Source organism: Janthinobacterium sp. SUN026 (assembly GCF_030397625.1).
Lineage (GTDB): Bacteria > Pseudomonadota > Gammaproteobacteria > Burkholderiales > Burkholderiaceae_D > Janthinobacterium > Janthinobacterium kumbetense.
Map to the genome: position 1 here is coordinate 1,038,299 of NZ_JAPQNU010000002.1, position 23,779 is coordinate 1,062,077.

General features: G+C 64.7%; 22 protein-coding genes. 8 read left to right on the top strand and 14 right to left on the bottom strand.

Translation table 11 applies throughout. From position 1 onward, the window contains the following. Nucleotides 1–74: 74 nt before the first annotated feature. Nucleotides 75–2,399 carry an FdhF/YdeP family oxidoreductase gene (locus OX459_RS14205; protein ID WP_289905497.1) on the top strand — a complete coding sequence of 775 codons (2,325 nt, stop codon included), beginning with the start codon at nt 75–77 and terminating at the stop codon, nt 2,397–2,399. Here the strand turns inward: OX459_RS14205 and fdhD are convergent. The 4 genes from fdhD to OX459_RS14225 all read right to left on the bottom strand — a co-directional run bounded on the left by fdhD (nt 2,375) and on the right by OX459_RS14225 (nt 6,787). Beyond that, nucleotides 2,375–3,202: a formate dehydrogenase accessory sulfurtransferase FdhD gene (gene fdhD / locus OX459_RS14210; protein WP_289905498.1), complete on the bottom strand. Its 828-nt coding sequence runs from the start codon at nt 3,200–3,202 to the stop codon at nt 2,375–2,377. The genes OX459_RS14205 and fdhD overlap by 25 nt on opposite strands. Before the next feature lie 67 nt (nt 3,203–3,269). Continuing rightward, nucleotides 3,270–3,989, bottom strand: coding sequence for a hypothetical protein (locus OX459_RS14215; protein WP_289905499.1), 720 nt, complete (start codon nt 3,987–3,989; stop codon nt 3,270–3,272). 93 nt (nt 3,990–4,082) lie between these two features. Further along, on the bottom strand, nt 4,083–5,540 hold the full coding sequence (locus OX459_RS14220) for a Ppx/GppA phosphatase family protein (RefSeq protein WP_289905500.1): 1,458 nt from the start codon (nt 5,538–5,540) through the stop codon (nt 4,083–4,085). A 164-nt stretch (nt 5,541–5,704) separates the two neighbouring features. Beyond that, nucleotides 5,705–6,787 carry an ionic transporter y4hA gene (locus tag OX459_RS14225; protein WP_099664517.1) on the bottom strand — a complete coding sequence of 361 codons (1,083 nt, stop codon included), beginning with the start codon at nt 6,785–6,787 and terminating at the stop codon, nt 5,705–5,707. Between the two features lie 295 nt (nt 6,788–7,082). Between OX459_RS14225 and OX459_RS14230 the strand changes: the two genes are divergently transcribed. Then, nucleotides 7,083–7,412 (top strand): hypothetical protein, encoded by a 330-nt coding sequence (locus tag OX459_RS14230; RefSeq protein ID WP_289905501.1) that lies wholly within the window; start codon nt 7,083–7,085, stop codon nt 7,410–7,412. Between the two features lie 6 nt (nt 7,413–7,418). Here the strand turns inward: OX459_RS14230 and OX459_RS14235 are convergent, their stop codons facing one another. Together OX459_RS14235 and OX459_RS14240 are read right to left on the bottom strand one after the other, a co-directional pair. After that, on the bottom strand, nt 7,419–8,570 hold the full coding sequence (locus tag OX459_RS14235; protein WP_289905502.1) for a GGDEF domain-containing protein: 1,152 nt from the start codon (nt 8,568–8,570) through the stop codon (nt 7,419–7,421). A 37-nt stretch (nt 8,571–8,607) separates the two neighbouring features. Continuing rightward, nucleotides 8,608–8,883: a hypothetical protein gene (locus tag OX459_RS14240; protein WP_034757372.1), complete on the bottom strand. Its 276-nt coding sequence runs from the start codon at nt 8,881–8,883 to the stop codon at nt 8,608–8,610. Nucleotides 8,884–9,038: 155 nt separating this feature from the next. Here OX459_RS14240 and OX459_RS14245 point away from each other — a divergent pair, with 155 nt between their 5' ends. Both OX459_RS14245 and OX459_RS14250 read left to right on the top strand, forming a co-directional pair. Continuing rightward, nucleotides 9,039–9,809: a transferase spermidine synthase gene (locus tag OX459_RS14245; RefSeq protein ID WP_289905503.1), complete on the top strand. Its 771-nt coding sequence runs from the start codon at nt 9,039–9,041 to the stop codon at nt 9,807–9,809. Nucleotides 9,810–9,963: 154 nt separating this feature from the next. Beyond that, a complete protein-coding gene (locus OX459_RS14250) occupies nt 9,964–12,840 on the top strand; it encodes an EAL domain-containing protein (protein WP_289905504.1) in 2,877 nt (958 codons plus the stop codon). Between the two features lie 144 nt (nt 12,841–12,984). Here the strand turns inward: OX459_RS14250 and OX459_RS14255 are convergent, their stop codons facing one another. The 6 genes from OX459_RS14255 to OX459_RS14280 form a co-directional block, all read right to left on the bottom strand. Beyond that, complete coding sequence (locus OX459_RS14255; RefSeq protein WP_289905505.1) at nt 12,985–14,037, bottom strand: hypothetical protein; 1,053 nt, start codon at nt 14,035–14,037, stop codon at nt 12,985–12,987. Nucleotides 14,038–14,178: 141 nt separating this feature from the next. Beyond that, complete coding sequence (locus OX459_RS14260; protein ID WP_289905506.1) at nt 14,179–14,418, bottom strand: hypothetical protein; 240 nt, start codon at nt 14,416–14,418, stop codon at nt 14,179–14,181. A gap of 9 nt (nt 14,419–14,427) precedes the next feature. Continuing rightward, complete coding sequence (locus OX459_RS14265; protein ID WP_099664521.1) at nt 14,428–15,309, bottom strand: LysR family transcriptional regulator; 882 nt, start codon at nt 15,307–15,309, stop codon at nt 14,428–14,430. A 91-nt stretch (nt 15,310–15,400) separates the two neighbouring features. Next, entirely contained in the window at nt 15,401–16,018 is a 618-nt protein-coding gene (locus tag OX459_RS14270; RefSeq protein WP_289905507.1) for a hemolysin III family protein, read from the bottom strand. Between the two features lie 149 nt (nt 16,019–16,167). Then, on the bottom strand, nt 16,168–17,673 hold the full coding sequence (locus OX459_RS14275; protein ID WP_289905508.1) for an NYN domain-containing protein: 1,506 nt from the start codon (nt 17,671–17,673) through the stop codon (nt 16,168–16,170). Between the two features lie 111 nt (nt 17,674–17,784). Beyond that, nucleotides 17,785–18,972, bottom strand: a complete 1,188-nt coding sequence (locus tag OX459_RS14280; protein WP_289905509.1) for a CocE/NonD family hydrolase — start codon at nt 18,970–18,972, stop codon at nt 17,785–17,787. Nucleotides 18,973–19,140: 168 nt separating this feature from the next. Here OX459_RS14280 and OX459_RS14285 point away from each other — a divergent pair, with 168 nt between their 5' ends. Further along, complete coding sequence (locus tag OX459_RS14285) at nt 19,141–19,512, top strand: flagellar basal body protein (protein ID WP_289905510.1); 372 nt, start codon at nt 19,141–19,143, stop codon at nt 19,510–19,512. A 37-nt stretch (nt 19,513–19,549) separates the two neighbouring features. On the opposite strand, the gene OX459_RS14290 is transcribed toward OX459_RS14285, so the two are convergent. Then, nucleotides 19,550–20,149: a TetR/AcrR family transcriptional regulator gene (locus OX459_RS14290; protein ID WP_289905511.1), complete on the bottom strand. Its 600-nt coding sequence runs from the start codon at nt 20,147–20,149 to the stop codon at nt 19,550–19,552. A 139-nt stretch (nt 20,150–20,288) separates the two neighbouring features. Between OX459_RS14290 and OX459_RS14295 the strand changes: the two genes are divergently transcribed. Genes OX459_RS14295 through OX459_RS14305 form a run of 3 tightly spaced genes read left to right on the top strand, consistent with a single transcriptional unit; the run spans nt 20,289 to nt 23,178 of the window. Beyond that, nucleotides 20,289–21,350: a sugar phosphate isomerase/epimerase gene (locus tag OX459_RS14295; RefSeq protein WP_289905512.1), complete on the top strand. Its 1,062-nt coding sequence runs from the start codon at nt 20,289–20,291 to the stop codon at nt 21,348–21,350. Between the two features lie 35 nt (nt 21,351–21,385). Beyond that, on the top strand, nt 21,386–22,252 hold the full coding sequence (locus OX459_RS14300; RefSeq protein WP_289905513.1) for an alpha/beta hydrolase: 867 nt from the start codon (nt 21,386–21,388) through the stop codon (nt 22,250–22,252). Continuing rightward, nucleotides 22,249–23,178: an alpha/beta hydrolase gene (locus tag OX459_RS14305; protein WP_289905515.1), complete on the top strand. Its 930-nt coding sequence runs from the start codon at nt 22,249–22,251 to the stop codon at nt 23,176–23,178. The genes OX459_RS14300 and OX459_RS14305 overlap by 4 nt, the downstream gene beginning before the upstream one ends. A gap of 53 nt (nt 23,179–23,231) precedes the next feature. Here the strand turns inward: OX459_RS14305 and OX459_RS14310 are convergent, their stop codons facing one another. Further along, the gene (locus tag OX459_RS14310) at nt 23,232–23,768 is read right to left on the bottom strand and encodes a molybdopterin-dependent oxidoreductase (RefSeq protein ID WP_289905516.1); all 537 of its coding nucleotides are present in this window, start codon (nt 23,766–23,768) and stop codon (nt 23,232–23,234) included. Between the last annotated feature and the right edge of the window lie 11 nt (nt 23,769–23,779).

A 23,779-nucleotide genomic window follows, 5' to 3' on the forward strand; every position in this document is an offset into this window, starting at 1 on the left:
TCATTTCCATGACGCAAGTCAATGTCATCCGGGGATCGTGCATAATTACCACACTCGCCCAGCCGAAAGAGCCCATGAAAGACCAGGACGCACCGCACATCACGCCCTACACCAGGCCGGCCGCCGGCTGGGACGCCTTGAAACACGTGGCCATCAGCCTGCGCCAGGAGCGCGTCGCGCCCGGCAACCTGAAGGCGCTGCTGGCGCAAAACCAGCCGGACGGCTTCGATTGCCCCGGCTGCGCCTGGCCCGACCGCGACCACGCGTCCACGTTTGCCTTTTGCGAAAACGGCGCCAAGGCCGTCGCCGCCGAAGCGACCAGCCGCCGCGCCGGCCCGGAACTGTTCGCCAGCCATACCGTCACGCAGTTGCTGGCACAGTCGGACTACGCGCTCGAACAGTACGGCCGTCTGACGGAGCCGATGGTGTACGACGCGGCCAGCGACCGCTACGTGCCGATCTCCTGGGATGACGCCTGCGCCCTCGTGGGGCGCCACCTGCGCGCCCTGCCCGACCCGAACCAGGCCGCGTTCTATACGTCGGGCCGCGCCAGCAACGAGGCGGCCTTCCTGTACCAGCTGATGGCGCGCCTGTACGGCACCAACAACTTCCCCGACTGCTCCAACATGTGCCACGAGGCGACCAGCCGCGGCTTGCCGGCCACCGTGGGCATCGGCAAGGGCACGGTGACCCTGGCCGACTTCGAGCTGGCCGACACCATCCTCATCTTCGGCCAGAATCCCGCCACCAACCACCCGCGCATGCTGGGTGAATTACGCGACTGCGCGCGCCGCGGCGGCAGCATCGTTTCCATCAATCCCCTGCGCGAGCGGGGTTTGCAGCGCTTCATGGACCCGCAAAGCGCGCTGGAAATGGCGACCCTGGGCAGCACGCGCCTGGCCGGCCTGTTCGTCCAGCCGACCCTGGGCGGCGACTTCGCCCTGATCAAGGCCGTCGCCAAGCGCGTCGTCGAACATGACGATGCGGCGCTGGCGGCAGGCATCCCTGCCGTCATCGACCACGCCTTCATCGCTGAACACTGCAGCGGCTTCGACGCCTTCCGCGACGACTTGCGCATGGAAAGCTGGGAACTGCTGCTGCGGGAGTCGGGCGTGGCGCGCGCGCAGATCGAGGCATTGACGGACATCTTTGTCAAGGGCCAGCGCATCATCGCCACCTGGGGCATGGGCTTGACGCAGCACAAGCACAGTGTCGCGGCCATCCGCATGCTGTCGAACCTGATGATGCTACGCGGGCAGATCGGCAAGCCGGGCGCCGGCCTGTGCCCCGTGCGCGGCCACTCGAACGTGCAGGGCGACCGCACGGTGGGCATCGAGGAAAAGCCGACCAAGGCCTTCCTCGACCGCCTGGGCCAGGTGTATGGATTCGAGCCGCCGCGCGCGCATGGCCACGACGTGGTGGCCACCATCGAAGCCATGCAGCGCGGCGACGTCAAGGTATTCATCGCGCTGGGCGGCAATTTCGCCGCCGCCACACCGGACACGCCGCTGACCTTTGCCGCCCTGCGCCAGTGCGCGCTGACGGTGCAGGTGGCCACCAAGCTCAATCGCAGCCATCTCGTCATCGGCAAGGAAGCCTTGCTGCTGCCCACCCTGGGGCGCACGGAAATCGACTTGCAGCACGGCGTGGCGCAGGGCGTGACGGTGGAAGACTCGATGAGCATGGTGCATATCTCGTACGGCCGCAATGCGCCCGCTTCGCCGCAGCTGCGCTCGGAAGTGGCCATCGTGGCCGGCATGGCCGAAGCGACGCTGGGCTGCGCCCTGGTGGACTGGCGCGCCTATGCGGCCGACTATGCGCGCATCCGCGACGACATCGAAAAGGTGTTCGACGATTTTTACGACTACAACGCCAGGGTGGCGCTGCCGGGCGGCTTTCACCTGACGGTGGCGTCGCGCGAGCGCGTGTGGAAGACGGCCAGCGGCAAGGCCAGCTTCCTCGTCACCCCGCTGGACCTCGATACGCCGCTGCACCGCGCGAAACAGCGCCATGGCGAGCGCCTGATGGTCCTGATGAGCACCCGCTCGCACGACCAGTACAACACCACCATCTACGGCATGGATGACCGCTACCGCGGCGTGTACGGCACGCGCAAGGTGGTCTTCGCCAACGAGGAAGATATCGCCATGCTGGGCTTTGCCGATGGCGAGCTGGTGGACCTGATCGGCGCCTGGGACGATGGCGTGGCGCGCCGCGCCGACGGCTTCCGTCTCGTCGCCTACGACATCCCGCGCGGCTGCCTGGGCGCGTATTATCCGGAAACGAATGCGCTGGTGCCGCTGGCCAGCACGGCGGACGGCGCCGGCACGCCGACGTCAAAGTCCGTGCCAGTTTTACTGGAACGAAGCGGAAGCTACAAGGTGATGCCGGGCGTGTAATCGACGTACGCATCCTGGCGACAGAAACCCACCAGCTTCATGCCCGCCTGCGTGGCGATGGAAATGGCCAGCGAACTGGGGGCGGAAATCGTCGCCAGCAGCGGAATCTGCATGCGCGCCGCCTTGCGCGCCAGCTCGTAGCTGCCGCGGCTGGACAGGAAGACGAAGCCGCGCCGCATGTCCGCCCCGCTCAGTGCCAAATGGCCGATCAGTTTATCCAGGCCATTGTGGCGGCCGACATCCTCGAAGACGTGCACGATATCGCCGTCGGGTGTGCACCACGCAGCCGCATGCACGCCGCCCGTTTCGCGCATCAACGCCTGGTGCGCGCGCAAGCCGGCGGAGGCACGCGCCAGGGCGGCCGGCAGGTCGACATGGATCAGGGCCGGCGGCAGCGCCTGCGGCTGCAAGTCCAGCATCTCGATGCTGTCGATGCCGCACACACCGCAGCCCGTGCGGCCCGTCAGCTGGCGGCGCCGGTCCTTCAGGCGCACGAAATCCTCCTGGGCGATGCTCAAAGCCACTTCGGCGGAGTCGGGACGCAGGAACACTTCGCAATCGAAGATGGCGCCGGCGGAAGCGACCACGCCTTCCGTCAGCGCGAAGCCATAGGCAAACGCTTCCAGGTCGCGCGGGGTGGCCATCATGACGACGTGGGAAATGCCATTGAAGACCAGCGCGACGGGGACTTCCTCGGCGACGCGGTCGATGGCTGGGGTAGAGACGCCCGCCTGGTGGCGGACGATGGCGCGCTCGACGAAGCCGGCGCGTTCGATATCTGTATCTTCTGACATGGCAACCATGGGGGAACTATCACAGGCCCCATGGTAAACCAGAATGGACAGGCAGGGGCGGCCCCTGCCCGCGCCATCAATCCTTCTTCGGGCGGCCCGTTTTCAGCTGCGGCAGGCCAGCCAGCACGTTTTGCAGGGTCGCCAGGTCGATCTGGCTGATCAGCGCCACGCCGATGCGCAGCAATTCGCTTTTCTTGATCTCGAAACCGGCCTTCAAGCAGGCTTTCTTGACCTGGCCCAGGACTTCGTATTCCGCTTCCGGCATGGTGAAGCTGTCGCGCACCAGTTTCGGCTTGCGGGCTTTTTCCTTGACGGCGGCGACCTTGGCAACCGGCGCCTTTTTCGCTGGCGCAGGCTTGGCGGCCGCCTTGGCTACCGGTTTGGCGGCGGCTTTCGCGGCCGGCTTGGCGACGGTTTTCACTGCAGGCTTGGCCGCAGGCTTGGCGACAGCTTTCACGGCTGGCTTGGCTGCCGGCTTGACGGCGGCTTTGACGACGGCTTTGGCTGCAGGCTTGGCAACGGCGGCCTTCGCTACCGGCTTGGCGGCTGGCGCCTTCGCCGCGGCTGGCTTGGCCGCCGCTGGTTTGGCTGCCGCTGGCTTGGCTGCCGCTGGCTTGGCGACTGCCGGCTTGACGGCGGCTTTTGCCACAGGCTTGGCGGCTGGTTTCGCAGCTGGTTTAGCGGCGGGCTTGGCAGCCGGGGCGGCCTTGGCCGCTGCCGCATTGATCGAAGCGCTGGTAGGGAACATCGATACGGGCGCGCTGTCGGCTTTTTTCGCTGGGACGGTTTTAGTCATGGATTTTCCAATCTAGTAATTAATATAAACAATATATACTGTTTTTTGAAATCTTGCTTGCTGCACATCAAGTCATGTGCACGACATGACCTCCTAGGCGCTGGCGCGGATGGTGAAATCGACCCCGACCTCATCCCAGAATTCCTGCTCCTTCTCGATCCAGAACGACACGGTGGGATGATGCGCCACCCAGCCGCGCTTGATATCGAGTTCGATGCGGCTCTTCATGCGCAGGCGCAGTTCGCTGAAATCGGCTTCGATGCGCGCATGCATGAGCAGGATCGACAGGCGCAGCGCCAGCACGGCCTTGGCAAAATCGGGGTCGGACAGCACTTCGCCGATCTTGCGCAAGTTGCCCTTCTGCGCCAGGATCAGCCGGCTCATGATCTTCTGTTCGCGCGTGGTAAAACCGGGCAAGTCCGCGTTTTCCACGATGTAGGAAGCGTGCTTGTGGTAGCCCGTCTGCGACACGGCCAGGCCCACTTCGTGCAGCAGGCTGCTCCAGCGCAGGGACTTCACCAGGGCGTCGGACGTGGGCTTGAGCTGCGCATACATGGCCAGCGCCTGCTCGGCCACCCGGCCGGCGCGCTGCTGGTCGATATGGAATTTCTCCATGCAGCCCTGCACCGACTGTTCGCGGCGGTCGCGCTTGGTCGAGCGCAGGTACAAATCCCACATCACGCCCATGCGCAGACCCGCCTCGATCGGCGTCATGACGGGAATGGCCAGTTCGCGGAACAGGCCGATCAAGATGGCCAGGCCGCCGACGATGGTGCTGGCGCGGTCGGGGCGCAAGCCGGGCATGTCGATGCGGCTGGTGTGACCGAGCTCGATGAAGCGGCGCGCCAGTGCGTCGAGGCTGGCGCTCGTGAGCAAGCCGTCGCCCAGCTTGTTGCGGGCGATGATGTCGGCGATGGTGCGGATGGTGCCGGAAGAGCCGTAGGCCGTCTTCCAGTGCTGCGGGCGGTACGGCGGCGCGGCATCCTCGAAATGGCTGCGCGCCGACAGGATGGCCGCCTCGAACGACGGCGCGTCGATGCGCCCGCCGATGAAGAACGACAGGCTTTGCTTGACGGTGCCCAGGCTGAAGGACTCGACGCGCTCGATATCGTTGCCGCGCCCCAGTATCAGTTCGGTCGAGCCGCCGCCGATATCCATCACCAGCCGGCGTTCGCCGGGAATGGCCAGCGCATTGGCCACGCCCATGTAGATCAAGCGTCCCTCTTCCTCGCCCGAGATGATCTCGATCGGATGGCCGATGGCTTGCTCGGCCAGCGGCAGGAAGACGGCGCCGTTGCGCGCCACGCGCATGGCCGACGTGGCCACCACGCGCACGGCATCGAGTTCGAAGCCGGCGAGGATGGCGCGAAAGCGCTGCAGGCAGGCCAGCGCGCCCTGCATGGCCGCCTCGGTCAGGTCGCCATTGGCATCCAGGCCGGCGGCCAGGCGTATCGGGTCCCGCACGCTCTTGACCACGCGGATCGTGTCGCCATCATGCTTGCCGACGTGTAAACGAAAACTGTTGGACCCCAGGTCCACCGCTGCATACATACTGGCCTCTTGTCTTGTCATTACTGTGCCGACTGAAAAAGTTGGCAAAATCAGTTACTAAACTATATAAATCATTTAAACGATTTAAAAATCCTACCACACTACCCTCATCGTATGACAGCGGCGTGACAGGATTGTGACAAAACGGCGGCCAGCCGTGGCGCTTACGGCACGATGGTGGTAAATAAATAAACGGCGAAAATCACCAGGTGCACCGTGCCCTGCATGACCGTGGTACGGCCCGTGCCCAGCGACAGGGTGGCCACCATCAGCGACAGCAGCAGCAGCACCGTCGACTTGATATCGAGACCCAGGGTAATCGTCAGGCCCGTGGCCAACGACACCACCACCACAGCCGGAATAGTCAGGCCGATGCTGGCCAGCGCGGAGCCGAGCGCCAGGTTCAAGCTCGTTTGCAGGCGATTCGCGCGCGCGGCGCGCACGGCGGCCAGGCCTTCGGGCAGCAGCACGATGGCGGCGATGACGATGCCGACCAGGGTTTTCGGCGCGCCCATGGCGGCAATCGCCGTCTCCAGCGCGGGCGCCAGCGACTTGGCCAGCAGCACCACGGCGCCCAGGCACACCAGCAGCGCGCCGGCGCTGACCCAGGCGACGGTGGGCGTGGGCGGCGCCGCATGCACCTCTTCATCGCCGACGGCTTCCTTGGGCAGGAAGTAATCGCGGTGGCGCACCGTCTGCACCAGCACGAAGGTGCCGTACAGGACCAGGGAAATGACGGCGATGAAGATCAGCTGGCTGGAATTGTAGAAGGGGCCGGCGGCGCTCGAGGTGTAGTTCGGCAGCACCAGGGTCAGAACGGCGATGGCCGCCAGGGTGGCCAGCGAAGCGCTCACGCCCAGCAGGCCGAAGCTCTGCTCGCGGTGGCGCCCGGCGCCCAGCAACAAGCAGATGCCGACGATGCCGTTCAGGATGATCATGATGGCGGCAAACACGGTATCGCGCGCCAGCCCCGTCGTTTCCGGTCCGCCGGCCAGCATCAGCGAGACGATCAGCGCCACCTCGATCAGGGTCACGGCCAGCGCCAGCACCAGGGTGCCATACGGTTCGCCGATGCGGTGCGCCACCACTTCCGCGTGGTACACGGCGGCCAGCACGCTGCCGATCAGGCCAGCCACCAGCAGGATCTGGTAGGCGCCGCCGACATTGAAGGTGGAACCGAACAGGAACAGCCAGCCGGCAACGGGGGCGGCAAGCGGCCATACAGGCAGGGATTTGAGCATTTTCATTATGGGCCTGGCAAGAGTAAGAAAGAGGAACTGCGGTGCGGACGGCACAGGGCAGCCTGGCGTGCGCTCGATAGCATAACTTGCTTAGCTTAAATGAAAGTTAGGGAATGCACACGTTCGGGCAGCGGCGCCCCGCGCCTTGCTCACCGTTCGAGCGCCTTGCTGTGATGCACCTGCTTGCTACCAGTAACTATAGTCCCTTTGGTAACATGCCGTTGCAATTTTCTTGTGTTTTTGCTTCCGGCTGGCATCATAATGCAAGGCCCGCCCTCGCGGCACCGACCAAGGACAGACCATGATTTCCGTAAACAGCGCCGCCATGCGTGCATTCATCCTCGCGGGCAGCTTGCTGAGCGCCGCCGCACACGCGGACACACCGCCAGCGCAGGTCGACGCGAACTGGGCCACCGCGCCCGCGCCTGCCGCAGAGCCAAGGTGGCAAGACAGCCTGCCGCCCGCGCCGCCCGTGGAACCACGCGAAGAAAAGATCCTGCCCAAGAGCGAATGGCTGACCGTCGAACAGATGAAGGCGCCTGACCATCGCTGCGATCCCGGCCTCGATGCCTTGTTCTTGCCCAAGGAATGCGGCAAGGAACCCAGCTGGCTCGGCTCGCGCAAGAAGTAAGCGGGCTTACACGTCCAGCGTACTGGCGCCTGGCGCCTCGACGACCCTGTTGCGGCCCGCCTGCTTGGCCGCCTGCAGCGCCTCGTCGGCTCGCTTGAACAGGCTGACGGTGCTGTCTTCGGCACGGATGGTGGTCACGCCCAGGCTGGCCGTCAGTTGCAGCACGGCGCGCTCCGTCTTGACGGGCAGCAATTCGACGGCGGCGCGGATGCGCTCGGCCACCATCAGCGCATCGGCCAGGGTCGTGCGCGGCAGCTGGATGGCGAATTCGGCGCCGCCCAGGCGGCCCATCAGGTCGCTGTCGCGCAGCTGCTGGCGGCAAGTGTCGACGATGGTTTTCAGCACCGCGTCGCCCACCGGATGACCGTAGCTGTCGTTGACTCTTTTAAAGTGGTCGATATTGAGCACCACCAGCGCCGTCGGCAAGCCGGGCCGGCGCGCCAGCGCCATCCACGGCGCCAGCGCCTGGTAAAAGCCGCGCCGGTTCGGCACGCCCGTGGCCGCGTCGAGCACTTCCAGGCGCGCCAGTTCGCCTCCCAGCTTTTCACGCGACAGCAGCAGATAGCCGAAAGCGTTCGTCAGCATCATCAGGTACAGGGCGCCGAAGCCGGCCAGCTGCATCAATTCCGCATCGAAGCCGGGCACGGCGGCGGCCAGCACGCCGCGCGCGGCGATCAGCAGCGACAAAATACCCATGCTGACGACGAGGAAGCGGCGCAGCATGCTCGCCTCGCGCCATTTCAGGCACAAGGCCGCCACGCCGGCGAGGAAAAAGCCGGCCACGATCAGCGAACCGCCGGCGCTGCGCAGCAGCGGCGCCACGTCGAACAGATAGCAGGCGGCGAACAACGCCACCGACAGCCCCAGCGCCGGCAGCACGGTGCGGCGCCAGCCACTGCGCCCGGCCGCCTGCCACAGTGCGCCCGCATCGAGCGCCATGCCGGCAAACAGCAGGCTGTTGCCCAGCAAGATGGAGAGAAAATCGGGCAGCACGCCGCGGAAATACAGCAGACACCAGGCCACGGCCTGGCATTGCTTGGCCACCGCCCAGGTGGACATGCTGAGCGACTTCTTGCGCTCATACTCGAAGAAGAACAGGGCCGCACACAGGCTCAGGTTGCCGAGCGCCAGGGCCAGTACCAGGGTCTTGATATCCATGGGTTACGCCGTCGCCGCGCAGGCGCGGCAGGCCAGGTCAGATTTCGTGTTCGACATTGGTGCTGCCGTCGCCGATCTTGCTGGCCCACGCCTGCACGAAATACTGCTTTTCCACCTCGCTGGGCGCCTCGTGCCAGAAGACGATGAGGGTGCCCTTGTGGTCGTGGATTTGCGCCACTTTTTCAATGAAGCCGACGTTGGCGGCCTGGTCGGCCAGCGCCGCCGCGTAGCCGTACACGCGCGTCAAGCGCTCGATGCGGTCGGGCTCCGTAAAACTGTTCGTCGCCGTAATGATGGGGTGATCCAAAAACATGCTTGTCTCCATGGTGCCCGACTGCGCGGCCGTGCCGCCGCGCGCTGATATACGCATGCTCGGCGCGGATTAATCGGGTATGCTCACGGGAGCTTATCAGATTTCTCTGAATGCAACAAAGCATCTCCCCCCAGTCCACTCAGCGAAGTCGTCACATGCCGGAAAACAGAAGCACCACCCCGCTTGCCCCGCAGGTGCATACCTGTGGCGACCGGCGCCGCCTGGAATTCCAGCCCGGCATGATCCAAAGCGAAATGCTGCTGTCGCGCCCCGACCATCTGCTGCTGCGCTATGCGCGCGCCATGATGTGCTTTACCCTGTTCGTGCCCCGTCCCCGTCACATCCTGATGGTGGGACTGGGCGGCGGTTCGCTGCTGAAATTCTGCCACCGCCACCTGCCCGACACCCGCATCACGGTGCTGGAACTGCGCGCCGACGTGATCGCCCTGCGCGAGCAATTCATGCTGCCGCCCGACGACGCGCGCCTGCGCATCATCGAGACGGACGCCGTCAGCTATATCCGCCAGCATCCGGGCTGCGCCGACGTGCTGCTGCTCGACGGCTATGACGAAACGGGCTTGCCGCCGGCCCTCGGCAGCGCGCGCTTCTATGCTGACTGCCTGCGCGCCCTGCTGCCCGGCGGCGTGCTGGTGGCCAACCTGTTCAGTTATGACGAGCACTACCCCGCCATGCTGGCGCGCCTGATGCTCACCTTCCGCGGCGCCGTGTGCCACTTCGACGGCATCGCCGGCAATAACCGCATCGTCTTCGCCGCCAGGCCCGGGCAAGGCGCCGACGGCCGCGCCGTGCGCGTGGTGCGCCTGGTACGCTGGCGCCGGGTATGCGGCCTGGCTTTCCTGAACCGCTGGCTGCCGGCATGGCAGTTGTGGCGCCTGCGCCGCCGGTCAGGCGCGGGCAGCGACTGAAAGTCGTCTTCCCCGGTCATAGATATTGTTGCTTATTGGCAGTAATTTGGTGCAAAATCCGCATGATGGATGTGGTTTATGACAAACTACCGCCTGCGTGGGGCCGGCAGGCGCCGCCGAACCCAAGTGTCCATGAAGTGAGATAGGAAAAACCATGCTGCGTGGCCGCCTGCCATTGTCGATTTCCGCCGCGGCCGCGCTGACCTTTGCCTGCGGCGTCAGCGTGACGGCCGTGCTGTTTGCCGCCATCAGCCAGCTCGAATACGACAAGATGGGCCTGAGCCTGCAGCAGCGCGCCGGCGCCAGGGTGGCCGCCATCGAGCAGGGGCTCGACGACGCGGTCGAGGTGCTGACGACAACGAACCAGCTGTTTGCCGCCGTCGTGCCCGTCACCCGGGAACAGTTCCACGACTTCACCACGCCGCTGCTGCAGCGCCATCCGTTCATCCAGGCCTTCAATTTCCACCGCATCGTGCCGCATGCGCAGCGCGCCGCCTTCGAGACGGAGCTGCGGCGCATCGTACCCGACTACGCCATGACGGAAATGCGCGACGGCGTCGTCGTGCCAGCGACGACGCGCGCCAGCTACCTGGTGGTCGACTACCTCGAACCCCTGCAGGGCAACCGCCCCGCCTTCGGCCTGAACGTCAGTCCGAACGGCGTGCTGGCGCGCGCGCTGGAACAGGCGATCGTCAGCGGCCAGACCACCGCCACCGGCCTGTTGGCCCTGGCGCAAGGGCCGCAACGGGGCTTCGTCATCGTGCGCCCCGTGTACCGCCACGGCGTGCCCCTGCAAACGATACAGCAGCGGCGCGCGGCGCTGATCGGCGATACGGCGGTCATCGTGCGCGCGGGAGAACTGGTGCAGAAAATCCTCGCCGGCGCCGACCTGCTGGGCGACTCGCAGCTTGAACTCAGCGTCTACGCGGACGCCGGCGCCGATCCGCGCCAATTGATCTTCCGGCATGGCCAGGCGCCTGCCGACGAACCGGGCGGCGCCTGGGAATCGCTGCCCCGCTGGCTGCACTTTGCCTACCACAGCCATTACGACCGGGCCTTCGTTTCCGCCGGCCGGCCCTGGCATGTGCGCGTGGTGGCCCATCCGCGCCCCTTCCTGGCCGACCATCTGGGCTCCCTGTTCACCCTGATCACGGGTTTGCTGTTCAGCGTACTGACGGCCGCCTTCGTGCAATCGCTGACGCAGCGCTCGCGCCGCGTGCAATTGCTGGTGGAGCAGCGCACGGCCGACCTGAAACGCAGCAATGAACTGCTCAGCGCCGACGTGCGGGCGCGCCAGCGCACGGAGCGCGCCTTGCAGGAAAGCGAAAAGCGCTTCCGCCGCCTGCTGGCCCTGTCCTCGGACTGGTACTGGGAACAGGACGCCAACTTCTGCTTCACCCACATCACCAGCGGTTTCACGGACAAATCGAACATGCCGCTGGAACGCTTCATCGGCATGACGCGCTGGGACAACAACCCGGAAATGCGCAATTCGCGCTGGGGCAAGCAGCACATCGCCAACCTGGAAGCCCACCTGCCCTTTTCCAACCTCGAATATGCGATGCATGACCGCGATGGCCAGCTGCGCTGGTTCAGCATCAATGGCGAGCCGCTGTTCAACGAGCTGGGCGACTTTCGCGGCTACCGGGGCACGGGGTCCGAAATCACGGAACGCAAGCTGGCCGAGCAACAAATCCAGCACATCGCCCACCACGACGTGCTGACAGGCTTGCCCAACCGCGCCCTGCTGCGCGACCGCCTGGCGCAAGCGATGGCCCTGTCGCGCCGCAAGAACCGCGCATTATGGGTGCTGTTGATCGACCTGGACCGGTTCAAGTTCGTCAACGACAGCCTCGGTCACAAGGCCGGCGACCTGCTGCTGAAAACCATCGCCACGCGCTTGCAGTCCAGCCTGCGCGAAAGCGACACGGTGGCGCGCCTGTCCGGCGATGAATTCGTCGCCATCCTGTGCGAGCAGGCCGACGAAGTGCTCAGCGGCGCCATCGTGCAGCGCGTGATGGATGCCGTGGCGCAGCCGGTGCTATTGGATGGCAAGGAATTTTTCGTCACCTGCAGCATCGGCGTGGCCGTCTACGACATGTCGCGCTACGACGCGCCCGGCGACGTGACCCTGAATGGCGAGACGCAGAACCTGATCGAGCAGGCCGACATCGCCATGTACTGCGCCAAGAAACAGGGCCGCAACAACATCAAGTTCTACACGACGGCCATGAACCAGGCCACCCTGGAGCGTCTGCGCATCGAGACGGCGCTGCGCAACGCCCTGGAACGCGAGCAGTTCGTGCTGCATTACCAGCCGCAGGTGGACCTTGCCAGCGGGCGCATCGTCGGCGTGGAAGCGCTGCTGCGCTGGCAGCATCCGGACCTGGGCATGGTGGCGCCGCAGCGCTTCATCGCGCTGGCCGAGGATACGGGCCTGATCGTGCCGATCGGCGCCTGGGTCATGCGCGAAGCGTGCGCGCAGGTGAAGCGCTGGCATGCGGCGGGACTGGACACCTTGCGCCTGGCCGTGAACCTGTCGGCGCGCCAGTTCAACGAGCCGAACCTGGTCGCGTCGATCGCCGACGTATTGCTGGAAACGGGCTTGCCGCCCGCCTGCCTGGAACTGGAACTGACGGAAAGCCTGTTCATGCACGACGTGGCGCTGGCCGTCAGCCAGCTGCACGACATGAAGGCGCTCGGGGTGCAGCTGTCGATCGACGACTTCGGCACCGGCTATTCCAGCTTCGCCTACCTGCGCACCTTCCCCATCGACGTGCTGAAGATCGACCGCAGTTTCGTCGGCGACGTGGCGCGCGACGCGGACGACGCGGCCATCGTCGTCTCCATCATCGCCCTGGCGCACAATTTGAAGCTGCGCGTGGTGGCCGAAGGCGTGGAAACGGCGGAGCAGCTCGATTACCTGCGCCGCCATGGCTGCGACGAGGCGCAGGGCTATTATTTCAGCCGGCCGCTGCCCGCGCATGAAGTGGAACAGCTGCTGCGCAGCGACATCAGCGTGGTCGCCTGAATCAGGCCCTTCAGCATCATGCGTCCGGCTTATCGGCAGCCCTGCAGCAGTGAACAATGAAAACTATTTCAGCAATATATGCAATGTATGCATCTCACTCATGCAAAATGACAGGCATGCAGCAGTTGTGGCCCGCCAGCGACGCTACTGCATGAAACTGAGCGAGAAACTGAACGGCACCACCATCGCGCAGGGTTGGCCCGCGCATCGGCCTGGCGTATATTTGGTGAGCATGAAGACAGACGCTGCCAGCCTGGTAGCCTCGCTGTCGGGACTTTCCAGCATGGCGACGCTCTGTGGCACGCCATTTTCGTTGATACTGACATTGGCACGCAAAACACCGGTAATGCCCCCATACGAAATCAGATGGCGCATGGCGCGAAACACGGGCAGCTGGCCCTTTTCCGGATAGGGCGGCACATCATCATCCTGCAACACGGGGTAATGGCGCTTGATGAGCATTTGCTGCTCCCCCGTCAACTCGGCATAGGATTTTTCCGGCGGTACGACATGACCGCTGCTGACAACCGGCGGAATATTCGAGCCGATGTATCCGTCTTTCTGCTTGATGTCATACAGCCTCGGTGTCGCAAGCTCCCCAGGCTGTTGCATCAGCTGAAAGCTGCCATGGAAGCGTCCCTTCAGCACTTGTCCGTTCGGGTATAGTATTTCGCCGTCCCCCATAGGATGCCCTTCGTGCCAAGCGCCCCGGTAGATGCCGCCCAACGCAAATGTCATGCTGCCGCTGCCTTCCGGACCATTCTGCCAGCCCCCCTCATAGCGGTTGCCATTTCGCGCTGTCACCGTCACGGGACCGGCTGGCGTATCGCGCTCGAATGTGGCGGTCATCTTTGCCTTGTCCGCAAATACGATCAGGCCAGGGCCTTCCAGCATGCCACTCTGATAGTTGCCTTTATGCAAGCTACCATCCGCCCACTGCGCGATGCCTTCGCCCTCCGGCCTCCCCTCACTCAACACACCTTCATAGCGTTCCGTCGCCTTGCCGTCCTTGCTCCACTGCAATGCACCAGGTCCGCTGGCATAGCCGTCCTTGCAGGCACCACTCCAGTACGCCACGTGCCCGGCAACCCGCGCATGCTCTGCAACGCGGCAATCCGCCTTGCCAGCGTAAGTGATCTCGGCTGCACCGGAACTGGACGCACACAGCAAGACAATCAGGAAAAGAGGTTTTTTCATGCTTTTTTTGCAATGTATTGAATTGCAACATGCTAACATGTCTGATCTGATAAGAAATACGTACATTCTCACGTGACCACTGCAGATATTGCTGCGGGAATGCCAGATACCGCTGATGCTGCGCTGGGCAGCCATCACGGGCTATCGGGCAGGCACCCTTGCCCCGAGTTCGAGCTCGTCCCAGTCGTCGTCCAGGCCGGATTGCGCCAGCAGGGAAGCAACATCCGTGGCATGCGCGGGATCAATGTCCTGCTCCGGATGCGGCCACACGAAATCGCATTCCGTGCAGACGATCACTTGCTGGCCCGTCTTGCGGACCGTGGCGTGCACCAGGTCGCCATATTCGTCGCAGGTGGGGCATTGCATGCCATGTGCGCTCATGTCCGGGCCTTACAGTTTCTGTTGCAGGAATTCGAGGAAGCAGCTGATGCGCTGCGCCAGCTGCGTGTTGCGGTAGTAGACAGCGTGGATCTGCTGGCGGTAGCCCGTGTAAAACGGCTGCAGCACCCGCACCAGCCGGCCGGCCGCGATGTCGTCCTTCGTCATGAAGTCGGACAGGCAGACGATGCCCTGATCGTGCAACGCCAGCTGGCGCAGGGTTTCGCCGCTGGACGCGGCCAGCGCCGGCACGATCTGCAGGCTGTTGCCCGCTTCGTGGCGCAGCGGCCAGTTATTCCCCAGCTCATATTGCGCAAAACCCAGCAGCGCATGGCCGGACAGCGCTTCCGGCGTGGCGGGTTCGCCGTGACGCGCCAGGTAGGCGGGCGTGGCCAGCACGTGCAGCGGGCTGGCACTGAGCGGGCGCGCATGCAGGGTCGAATCGACCAGGGCGCCGATGCGGATGGCGATATCGGTGCGGTGTTCGAGCAGGTCGGCAATCTGATCGTTGCTGGTCAGCTCCAGGCGGATGTCCGGGTACATGGCGCGAAATTCCGCCACGTGGGGCACCACGCAATGGAGCATGAAGGGCGAGGCGGCATCGACGGACAGCCGCCCGGCCGGCTTCTGGCGGCGGATGCGGATCGACTCTTCCACGTCTTCCATCGACGCGAGGATGGCGCGCGCCTTGTCCAGGAACAGCTGTCCCTCTTCCGTCAACTCCATGCGGCGCGTGGTACGCGTCAGCAGCGAGGTGGCCAGCTTGTCTTCCAGGCGCGACAGGGCGCGGCTGACGCCCGATGTGGTTTGTCCCAGGTGCACGGCGGCCGCGCTCAGGGTGCCGCTGTCGATGACGGTGACGAAGATTTTCAGATCGTCCGAATTGATATCCATTGTTGCCTTATTATTGCCGCATTGTTGCGCTATTTTCACATATCGCGCCATTATAATGGAATCATGGCAACAGTGATGGCAAGGGATAACGTCAGGCAACGTAGAACAAAATGGCGATAAAATGACAGCTACTGCCGCCCAGCACGAACAGGTGCCAGATGCCGTGGCCATGGCGCAGCTTGTGGTCGGTGGCATAGAAAGCGATGCCGCCCGTGTAGCACAGCCCGCCTGCCACCAGCCACAGGAAGCCGTTCCACTCGAGCGCCGCCAGCAGCGGCTTGATGCCGATGACGATCAGCCAGCCCATGGCCACGTAAATCACCAGCGACAGGATGCGCGCGCCTTTCGCGTACACGTATTCCTGCACGATGCCCAGCAAGGCCAGGCCCCAGACGACGCCGAACAGCGACCAGCCCCACGGCCCGCGCAGGGTCACCAGCATGAAGGGCGTGTAAGTGCCCGCGATGAGCAGGTAGATGGCGCAGTGGTCGAGCCGCTGCAGCACGGCCTTGGCCTTGCCGCGTACGCTGTGGTACAGGGTGGAAGTGAGGTAGAGCGTGAGCAGCATGGCCGCATACACGCTGCAGCTGACGATTTTCCAGGGATCGCCCGTGCGGGCCGCCGCGACGATCAGGATGACGCCGCCGATGGCCGCCAGCGCGGCGCCCACCGTATGGGAAATGCTGTTGAACCGTTCACCGTGGTACATGCTTGACCGCCCGCCGCGTTAAAAACAGGCTCATCGTACACGCTTGGGGGAATGGCGGTGGTGCGCATGCACCGAACGTATTGATACGCAGCAACGTTCAGGGGTCAGACCCGACGGGTCTGACCCCAGTTCTTGCTTTGGGGCGTCAATCAATCAACTTCGGCCTTCTTGCGCGCGGGACGGCGCGCCGGCGTCTTGCGCGGCGCCTTGGCCGGCTTGTCTTCCGCCACGGCAGCCACCTCCACCGGCGCCGCTTCAACGACAGGCGCAGCTTCCACCACAGCTTCTGCCGCCTTCTTGGCCGGTTTCTTCGCCGCAGCCGCCTTGCGAGCCGGCGTACGCGGCTTGGCCTTAGGCTTGGCTTCGGCGGCGGCTTCCACCGGCACTTCGGCTACCGGCTCAGGCGCAGGCACGGCTTCCACCACCGGCGCCACCTCGACGGCGACGACTTCGGCGCGCGCTTCGCGGGCGCCATCGCCATTCTTGCGGCCACCGCGGCCATTGCGGCGCGAACCGCGCTTGGCGTTGCCCTCTTCTGCAACCACCTCGGCCACCGCTTCGGCGGCGGCTTCGGCCACTTCGTGCTGCACTTCCGGCTGCGGCGCCGGCGCATACTGCTCGATGACGACGGCTTCGGCGTCGGCCACCGGCACGAAGGCCTGTGGCGCGGACTCGCCGCGGCGTTGCTCGTTCTGCTTGCGGCCGCCACGGCCATTGCGGCGCGAATCGCGGCGGCTGCCGCCTTCGCGGTGATTCCCCTCTTCCGCCGTCACGCCGGTCTCGCCGCTGGCCTCGCTGGCTGTATCCGCGTTCGCGGCGGCCGGCACGGCCACCAGACCGCTGCTGCGGTAGACATAGGCGCCCGATTTTTCATCGCGGCCAAATTCCAGCAAGCCGCGCGTCTGCGCCTCTTCCAGCAGGTTGCCGAAGGTGCGGAAACCGTAATAGGACTCGCTGAAGTCCGGCTTGCGGCGCTTGATCGCTTCCTTCAGCATCGAAGCCCAGATCTTGCCGCTGTCGCCGCGCTCGGACACCAGCGCGTCGAACGTTTCGACAGCCATTTCGATCGCTTCCGTCTTGCGCGACTCGTATTTTTCCTTGCGGCGCACTTCCTCGTCCGGCGAGCGCTTGGCCGCCGGCGTATCGCGCGCGTCGCGCTTGGCGGCCGTGCGGCGGCTTTCGCGCACCAGGTCATCGTAGAAAATGAATTCGTCGCAGTTGGCCACCAGCAGGTCGGAGGTCGACTGCTTGACGCCCACGCCGATCACCTGCTTGGCGTTTTCGCGCAGTTTCGACACGAGCGGCGAAAAATCGGAATCACCGCTGATGATGACGAAGGTGTTCACATGGGCTTTGGTGTAGCACAGGTCCAGCGCATCGACCACCAGGCGGATGTCGGCCGAATTCTTGCCGGACTGGCGCACGTGGGGAATTTCGATCAGTTCGAAGTTCGCTTCATGCATGGTGCCCTTAAAACTTTTATAACGGTCCCAATCGCAATATGCCTTCTTGACAACAATACTGCCCTTGAGCAGCAAGCGTTCCAGGATGGGCTTGATATCGAATTTTTCGTAATTTGCATCTCGCACGCCGAGCGCGACGTTCTCGAAGTCGCAAAACACGGCCATGCTGAGGTTTTCTGGGGATGACGCCATAAGGGTGAATTCTCGCTGATGATAAGGGCGGACGGGAAGCGCAACGCCTCCCTTTTCCCCTAGTATATTCGCCCATCCCCCGTTTCGGCGACAACTATCGTGCGCGGCGGCCTATTGCGCGCCGCCGGCGGCGCTTGCGCTGGTGCCGGCAAGCGGCCAAACGACGCTTTCATCGACCGAATACAGCTGGCAGGGCAGGCTGCTGCGCCGCTGGCACGAGGCCAGCGCGCGCACATCGGGACTTTCGCCCTCCTCGGCCCAGCCCCAGGCGCCGCTGGCCGACAGGGCAAAGGCGCGCGGCGCGGTTTTCTCCAGGAAGACGCGGTAGGCGGCGCGCCCCTGCTCTTCCAGGTAGGGCACGGCAGCGATATCGTCCTGCGGCGCGAAATGCGTGGCGGGCGGCGACGGCGCATCGGCCACGCGGTAGACCTGTCGCACCGGCATGCCGATTTTCTGCAGGAAGCGCTCGGTGGCGGGCAGCCACACGGCCACGCCATCGCGGCTGCCCAGGGTCAGGTGCGCGTCGCGCTTGAACGGGCCATAGGCGAGCAATTGCGCCCGGCCGCCGGAACCGGTAAAGGAATTGAACAGCCGCCGCGCCAGCGCCGGCGAAAAATACGAGTCATTCGCGCCATACAGCCACAGGCTGGGGATGTGGTTGTAGGCGCCCAGGGTGGCGAAGGACTTGGCCAGCGCCCCTTGCCAGTCGCAGCCGGGCATGTCGACGCGCAGGCCGCCGGAAAAATTGAGCACGCCCCGCACGCCGGGCAGCACCCGGGTGGCCAGCGCCAGCGCCGCCATGCCGCCGTACGACTGGCCCGCGACGACGATGCGTTCCGGGTCGACCCAGCTCTGGCGCCGCGCATACGCGAGCGCGGCCAGCACGTCGCGCGCCTGGCCCTGGGCGTTGCCCAGCATGTCGCAGCCGGCATCGCGGTAGGCGCCCGTGGAGCGCGCAAAACCGGCGCGCATGGGCAGCATCACCGCATAGCCGCGGCGCACGAATTCGGCGGCCATATAGATGAAGCGCTCGCGCGCCTGCAGTTTCGCCGGCCCGGCCTGCTTGCCGTGATTCATCAGCAACAGGGGAAACGGGCCGGGGCCGGCGGGGCGGAACACGGTGGTTTCCAGCACGTCGCGCAAGCCGTCGCCGGCCGGCACCATGATGACCTGCTCGTTCAAGCGCGCATCGAGCGGCAGTGAGGCAGAAGCAGGCTGGGCTTGCAGGGTCAGGCAAGGCCAGCTGAGCAGCAAAGCCTGGCAAAGGCGGCGTACGAGGGGGAAAATGGCAGGCTCCATGCGAGATTTCCCAGCCAGTCTAGGCAGTGAAAGGGCGCAGGACAATATTAAAACATTATGGATGGGTAACTTTTTTTGCGGTCATCGACGACGCGGAAAAATGTTGCCTTGCACCAACCACATAGCGCCCGCATGGGAGTAAACTAGAGGCATTCTGAAGGAGCCGCCATGTCCATATCCGCCCTCACCACCGGTACCTCGGGGCTGACCGCCAACCAGCGCGCGCTGGATGTGGCCGCCAATAACATCGCCAATGCGAATACGCCGGGCTTCCAGCCGCAACAAGCCGAGTTCCAGGAGTCCAGCCCGGCCGGCACGGGCGTCACCCTCTCCGTCGAAGGACGCAAGCTGGCCGCCGGCGAAAGCGTCAGCGGCGCCAGTGCGAATGCGGCCAAGGCGGCCGAAAGCCGGCCGAACGGCGTGGGCCTGGCGTCAGAACTGACGGATAACCTCGTCTACAAGGCCGGTTTTAATTTGTCGGCGAATGTCGTCAAGGCGGCCGACCAGGCCCTGGGCAGCCTGATCGACGTCAAGACCTGAAGCAGCAGACATCCACGGCGACTATCGGCAAGATAGTCTAATTTTTCATTTCCAGCGCCAAGGGCGCCATCGCCGGCGTGATCAGCGCCAGCAGCCGTTCGGCGGGAATGCCGTCGCGCGCCTGCACCGACAGGCCATGCAGCAGCGCCGCATAATAGTCGCCCAGCGCCTGCACGTCCGCCTCCTCTTTCAATTCTCCCGCCAGCTGCGCCACGCGCAGGCGCTCGATGACAGCCTGCGTGCGCGCGCGGCGGTGCTGCGCCAGCCAGTCGGCGATGCCCGCGTTGTCCGCGCTCGTATTCGTGGCGGCCGTGACCACCATGCAGCCTTGCGGCTGGCCGCTGCGCGTATATAGCAGCACGGCTTCTTCCAGCATGCGCGCCACGGCGTCGCGCACATTCAGGCTGGCCGCCAGCGCATGCACGGCAAATGCGCCCTCGCCCGTTTCATACAGTTCCACGGCTTCGCGGAACAGCTGCTCCTTCGAGCCGAACGCCGCATAGATGCGCGCCGAGGCAATGCCCAGCGCCGCCACCAGGTCGGCCATCGATACGCCTTCATAGCCGCGCGTCCAGAACGCGTCGCGCGCTTTTGCCAGCGCCAGCGCGCGGTCAAATTCCCTCGGTCTTCCTGCCATTTTCATCCTCTGCTTGCAAACTGGCGGCCAGTATAACGCTTGCAAGCCACACCGATTCCGCATTTATTTTGCATCACGGCCTTGACCGCGCAGAAAATTTCGCCTATTCTTTGTCGATCGACAAACAATAGGAGCCGATATGAAAACCATCCAAGGACCAAGCCTGCACCTGGCACAATTCGCCGCCGATACGGCGCCCTTCAACACCCTGCCCGCCATCGCCGAGTGGGCGGCCGGCATGGGCTTCAAGGCCCTGCAGATTCCCGCCTGGGATGCACGCCTGTTCGACGTGGCGCAAGCGGCCCACAGCCAGCAATACTGCGACGACCTTGTCGCCATGCTGGCCAGCCATGGCCTGGTCATCAGCGAACTGACGACGCACATCCTCGGCCAGCTGGTCGCCGTGCACCCGGCCTACGACGCGCTGTGCGACAGCTTTGCGCCGGCGCACCTGCACGGCCAGCCGGCGGCGCGCACCGAGTGGGCCATCGAGCAAGTGAAACTGGCGGCCATGGCCTCGAAGCGCCTGGGCCTGACCGACATGGGCACGTTTTCCGGCTCGTTCGCCTGGCCCTACCTGTTCCCGTTCCCGCAGCGCCCGCCCGGCCTGATCGAGGCGGCCTTCGACGAACTGGCGCGCCGCTGGCTGCCCATCCTCGACGTGTGCGAAGAACAGGGCATCAACCTGTGCTACGAGATCCACCCGAGCGAAGACCTGCATGACGGCATCAGCTTCGAGATGTTCTACGAGCGCGTGGGCCGTCACCCGCGCTGCAAGATGCTGTTCGATCCGAGCCACTTCGTGCTGCAGCAATTGAACTACCTGGAATTCATCGACATCTACAAGGACCATATCCGCATGTTCCATGTGAAGGATGCGGAATTCAATCCGACGGGACGACAAGGCATCTACGGCGGCTACCAGTCGTGGGAAAGCCGCGCCGGACGTTTCCGCTCGCTGGGCGACGGCCAGGTCGATTTCAAGGCGATCTTCTCGAAGATGGCGCAAAACGACTACGCGGGCTGGGCCACGCTGGAATGGGAATGCTGCCTGAAGGACCAGGAAGTGGGTGCGCGTGAAGGCGTGGCCTTCATCAACGCCCACATCATTCCCGTGACCGACAAGATCTTCGACGACTTCGCCGGCGCCCCCGTCAGCGCGCAGCAGATCAATACCCTGCTCGGCATCACGCACAACTAATCAACTAATTAACTGAATCAATACAAGGACTTGCCATGCATCAGAATGAAGACAGCTACACCCACGACTATGTGCGCATCGACGGCCAGCGCCTGCATTGCGTCATCGCCGGCGAAGGCAAACCCGTGCTGCTGATTCCCGGCTGGCCGCAAACCTGGTACGCCTGGCGCTACGTGATGGCGGCCCTTGCCGCCCAGGGCTACCAGGCGATCGCCATCGATCCGCCCGGCAGCGGCCACTCGGAACGTCCGGCCGGCGGCTACGACACGGGCGCCGTTGCAGCCACCCTGCACCGCGCCATGCTGGCCCTGGGCCATGCGCAGTACGATGTCGTCGGCCACGACATCGGCATGTGGGTCGGCTATGCGCTGGCCAGCGACTTCCCGCAAGCCGTGACGAAACTGGCGCTGACGGAAGCCGTCATTCCAGGTCTGGCGCCCGCGCCGCCGATTTTTGTCGCGCCGTCCGACAATATCTTCCTGTGGCACTTCATGTTCAACCAGGTGCTGGACTTGCCGGAGATGCTCACGGCCGGCAAGGAGCGCGAATACATCCGCTTCATCCTGGACCGCTGGTCGTACCGCCGCGACAAGGTGGCCGTCGACGTATATGCGGACGCCTACGCCACGCCGGGCGCCTTGCGCGCCGGTTTCGCCTACTACCGCGCCATTCCGGAAACCATCCGGCAAAACCTGGAGCGGGCGAAAAAGAGCCTGGCCATGCCCGTGCTGGCCATCGGCGCCGACCATGCGACGAACGACGCGCCATTGCTGACCATGCAGGGCAAGGCGGACATCTTGAAAGGCGCCATCGTCGCCGAATGCGGCCACTTCATCATGGAAGAACAGCCGGAAGCGTTCATCGCCCACCTGTTGCCGTTCCTGGCGGGAGAAGCCGCATGAGCCTCGATCCGCTGATCGCCGCCTGGCTGGAACAGACAAGGAATGCGCCGCCGCCCGCCTCGCTGGCGGACTTGCGGGCCGCCACAGAAACGGGGCTGCGCCAGCTGCACGGGCCGCTGGAAGACGCCGCCTCGATCAAGGACTACGTGCTGCCTGGCGAGCACGCGCTGACCGTGCGCGCCTACGTGCCCGCCGGCGCGGACACAAGCAAGCCCCTGCCGGCCATCGTCTTTGCGCATGGGGGCGGCTGGTGCCTGTGCTCGCTGGACCTGTACGACAATCCGTGCCGCGCACTGGCCAACGCCACCGGCTGCGTGATCTTTTCCGTCGACTACCGGCTGGCGCCCGAGCACAAATTCCCCGTGCCGCTGGACGACTTTTACCGGGCAGTCTGCTGGGTGGCGGACCATGCCGAAGCACTGGGCATTGATGCGAAGCGGCTGGCCGTGGGCGGCGACAGCGCGGGCGGCAACCTGGCGGCGGCCGCGGCCCTGATGGCGCGCGACCAGGCCGGTCCCGCGCTGGCGCACCAGCTGCTGCTGTACCCGGCGCTCGATTTCGCCTTCGACACGCCGTCCTACCAGCGCTATGCGGAAGGCCATTCGCTGACGCGGGAAGCCATGCGCTTTTGCTGGTCGGCCTACCTGAACGAGCCGGCTGAAGGTGTGCAGTCCTATGCGGCGCCCCTGCGGGCAACGTCGCTGAAGGACTTGCCGCCGGCGACCGTGCTGGTGTGCGAGTACGACCCGCTGCATGACGAAGGCGAGGCCTATGCGCGGTATTTGCGCGACGACGGCGTGGCGGCGCAATGCGTCCAGCTCGACGGCATGATCCATGCGTCGATCCACATGCTGGGCTTGACGCCAGCGGCGCGCGGCCTGTTCGACGTGGCGGGCCAGGCCATGCGGCAAGCGCTGGCGGCATAAAAAAAAACGCGCCGGGGATGGCTCCACGGCGCGTTTTTTCCATCAGATTATCGTCACTCCACCAGCTTGCGCACCTCGATGCCGTTCAACCACTTCACGTGGCGCGGTCCCGTGCGGATGTCCTTCGCCGAAATGAGGGCGATTTCGCCATCGTTGTCGTCGAGCGCCTTGCCGTTCTTTTCGTAGTAGACGATCACGCCCTCGCCGGCCGGCGAGTTATACAGCTCGCCCCAGGAAAACACCACCGCATAGCCGTCGGTTGCCGTGGCGATGATGGCGAGCTTCTTGACGTCGTTATGGCCCGGCGCATCGAGCACCGCCTTGTCCAGGATATCGCGCAGGAGCACGCCCTTGTAACTGGTGATGGTTTCGGCCTTGTCTCCGTTATGGCGCGTGACGGCGATTTTCTCACCGTTGGCCGGCGGCAGCTGGCGCAGGTCGGCCACCTTCAGGGTCAAGGGCGTTTCCACCACGCCCGTCACGGTCAGCGCGTGGCTCATATTGTCGCGTGCCGGCGCCGGGTCTGCCCACGCGGGCGCCGCCGCCAGCAGCGCCGCCGAAACGAGGCTTGTCAGTATTGTCTTCAACATGCTGTGTCCTT

Coding starts and splice junctions, on each gene's coding strand:
- OX459_RS14205 (WP_289905497.1), top strand. CDS start 75: ATGAAAGACCAGGACGCACCGCACATCACGCCCTACACCAGGCCGGCC.
- OX459_RS14275 (WP_289905508.1), bottom strand. CDS start 17,673: ATGGCGTCATCCCCAGAAAACCTCAGCATGGCCGTGTTTTGCGACTTC.
- OX459_RS14265 (WP_099664521.1), bottom strand. CDS start 15,309: ATGGATATCAATTCGGACGATCTGAAAATCTTCGTCACCGTCATCGAC.
- OX459_RS14285 (WP_289905510.1), top strand. CDS start 19,141: ATGTCCATATCCGCCCTCACCACCGGTACCTCGGGGCTGACCGCCAAC.
- OX459_RS14290 (WP_289905511.1), bottom strand. CDS start 20,149: ATGGCAGGAAGACCGAGGGAATTTGACCGCGCGCTGGCGCTGGCAAAA.
- OX459_RS14295 (WP_289905512.1), top strand. CDS start 20,289: ATGAAAACCATCCAAGGACCAAGCCTGCACCTGGCACAATTCGCCGCC.
- OX459_RS14240 (WP_034757372.1), bottom strand. CDS start 8,883: ATGTTTTTGGATCACCCCATCATTACGGCGACGAACAGTTTTACGGAG.
- OX459_RS14245 (WP_289905503.1), top strand. CDS start 9,039: ATGCCGGAAAACAGAAGCACCACCCCGCTTGCCCCGCAGGTGCATACC.
- OX459_RS14230 (WP_289905501.1), top strand. CDS start 7,083: ATGATTTCCGTAAACAGCGCCGCCATGCGTGCATTCATCCTCGCGGGC.
- OX459_RS14225 (WP_099664517.1), bottom strand. CDS start 6,787: ATGAAAATGCTCAAATCCCTGCCTGTATGGCCGCTTGCCGCCCCCGTT.
- OX459_RS14305 (WP_289905515.1), top strand. CDS start 22,249: ATGAGCCTCGATCCGCTGATCGCCGCCTGGCTGGAACAGACAAGGAAT.
- OX459_RS14310 (WP_289905516.1), bottom strand. CDS start 23,768: ATGTTGAAGACAATACTGACAAGCCTCGTTTCGGCGGCGCTGCTGGCG.
- OX459_RS14255 (WP_289905505.1), bottom strand. CDS start 14,037: ATGAAAAAACCTCTTTTCCTGATTGTCTTGCTGTGTGCGTCCAGTTCC.
- OX459_RS14280 (WP_289905509.1), bottom strand. CDS start 18,972: ATGGAGCCTGCCATTTTCCCCCTCGTACGCCGCCTTTGCCAGGCTTTG.
- OX459_RS14260 (WP_289905506.1), bottom strand. CDS start 14,418: ATGAGCGCACATGGCATGCAATGCCCCACCTGCGACGAATATGGCGAC.
- OX459_RS14220 (WP_289905500.1), bottom strand. CDS start 5,540: ATGTATGCAGCGGTGGACCTGGGGTCCAACAGTTTTCGTTTACACGTC.
- OX459_RS14235 (WP_289905502.1), bottom strand. CDS start 8,570: ATGGATATCAAGACCCTGGTACTGGCCCTGGCGCTCGGCAACCTGAGC.
- OX459_RS14270 (WP_289905507.1), bottom strand. CDS start 16,018: ATGTACCACGGTGAACGGTTCAACAGCATTTCCCATACGGTGGGCGCC.
- OX459_RS14300 (WP_289905513.1), top strand. CDS start 21,386: ATGCATCAGAATGAAGACAGCTACACCCACGACTATGTGCGCATCGAC.
- OX459_RS14215 (WP_289905499.1), bottom strand. CDS start 3,989: ATGACTAAAACCGTCCCAGCGAAAAAAGCCGACAGCGCGCCCGTATCG.
- OX459_RS14250 (WP_289905504.1), top strand. CDS start 9,964: ATGCTGCGTGGCCGCCTGCCATTGTCGATTTCCGCCGCGGCCGCGCTG.
- fdhD (WP_289905498.1), bottom strand. CDS start 3,202: ATGGTTGCCATGTCAGAAGATACAGATATCGAACGCGCCGGCTTCGTC.